A 1,700-nucleotide genomic window follows, 5' to 3' on the forward strand; every position below is an offset into this window, starting at 1 on the left:
GCTAAATTGAAATTTTAAATTCCAGTGAAGAGGTAAATTCCATCACACTTTATTTTTTACAGATTTTGCAGGAAATTTTTAAGCGGAATCTCCTGTTTTCTGCTATAATTAGCTAAACTCATCGAAAAATACTTGATTTCTGGGCATGGGAAACGGACCGCTGGAATACAGTGTGCATGACTGAATTCCACCGGCCACATCTAAAAAATGTGAAACGTTTACTTCCAGTCTGACAGCAGATTTCGATCAGTTGATTAGTGGTTAAAGCGGATCAGCTTAGGCGTCAGATTTACCTCATCCGGGGCAATCGGTCTAAGCTGAAACGCGTTTAAGACCTCTTCTCCAAGTGTTTCCAAGGCGACGCTGTATGGCGTCCTTCCACCCAGGCTTTCCCTCGGTGTGGAATTGATATGGTTTACGATCAGGTTTATGTCCCACTGTGTAAGGAACTCAAAACAGGTTCCCTTTGGCAGAATCATCCGGAGCATCGTGTGTGCCTGTTCCAGCCCGCCTTTCTGCCCGCTCTGCATCGGGTCACAGTAATAAATGCTGGAACGCTGTATTCCGTTCACGCCAGTTTCCAAAGCATCCGGATCACCAAATTCAGAACCCCGGTCTGTCAGGATATATTCAAACACGGAAGCGAATTCATAGGTTCCCATGCGCTTTTCCAGACGGTCAAAAACAAGACGGACAGCACCTTTTGTGCAGCGGTTCATCAAAAAAGCAAGGAAAAGTTTTTCTTTAGTGAAAAACATGGTCAGCAAGGTCTTTTTTGATTCCCTGGAAGAATGGACAGTATCCATCTGGACATAGCTTGTAAGGGCAAGGGAGCAGAAGTCACGATATAATCGGTTGGTAAAGACTGCCCTGTCCGTGATCTGTGTTTTATGGCACTTTCTTGGTTTGAAATGAACTTTCCGTTTCAGATCTATGTTCCTTGACGTAAAGAGTCCCTGGTCAAGATACGAATACAGGGTACGGACGGACATATCCAGTTCCGGATGGTTTGCCAGGATATGATAGGGAGACTGTCCCTGTTCGATCAGTGGGGAAATGATCTGGTCCTTTTTGCGAAGCTCCCGTTTGGTCATGTTAATCCCGGTTCTGGAATCCCGGAGTTTTTCCCGGTATTTCCTGTCAGCGAACCTGGCGTTATAAGAGTATTTGTGGGCAATCGTGCAGTGATTGATTTTTTTCGTACAGCCGTTGCAGACATAAGGAGCCCGGTCAAGTCTTACGCAGCGCTCTTTTTCAAAGTCTCTGCAGGTTTGGTTGCAGGTAGGGCAGGATGCGCATTTGATTCCGCACAGGACAATCTTTCCGCAGGCATTAGTCTTCTTGCAGTGATAGCGGTGAATACAGAAGTTTTTGGCGTTATAGAAAGTACCTTTGTGATACCAATCTGAGAGACGGTGAGCCCTGACTTCTTTAGAGATTGTGGTAGGATCCTTGCACAGGAACCTGGCAATATCCTTAAAGGAAGTGCCTTTATTCAGTTCGTTTTCAATATAGATACGGTTTTCAAGGGTAAGGTGTTTTTGGTTACCAGGAATATATTTACTCATGATGAGCCTCCTTCTACTGCTGTCAGAAGGAGAGATAACCATACCACGGATGTATGAAAGAGTAAATATCAACTGTGCAGGAGTAAACTCTACACCCCATTAAGGGAGTGGAATTTAAAATTTCATTTTAGG

Annotated in this window: 1 protein-coding gene; it reads right to left on the reverse strand. The window is 44.5% G+C overall.

Going from position 1 to position 1,700, the window contains the following annotated elements; genetic code table 11:
* Window positions 1-254 precede the first annotated feature (254 nt).
* Entirely contained in the window at window positions 255-1,568 is a 1,314-nt protein-coding gene (locus tag B5G33_RS20800) for an IS30 family transposase (RefSeq protein ID WP_087418975.1), read from the reverse strand.
* Window positions 1,569-1,700 lie beyond the last annotated feature (132 nt).

The sequence above is a fragment of the Blautia sp. An81 genome, from assembly GCF_002161285.1.
Classification (GTDB): Bacteria; Bacillota; Clostridia; order Lachnospirales; family Lachnospiraceae; genus Blautia; species Blautia ornithocaccae.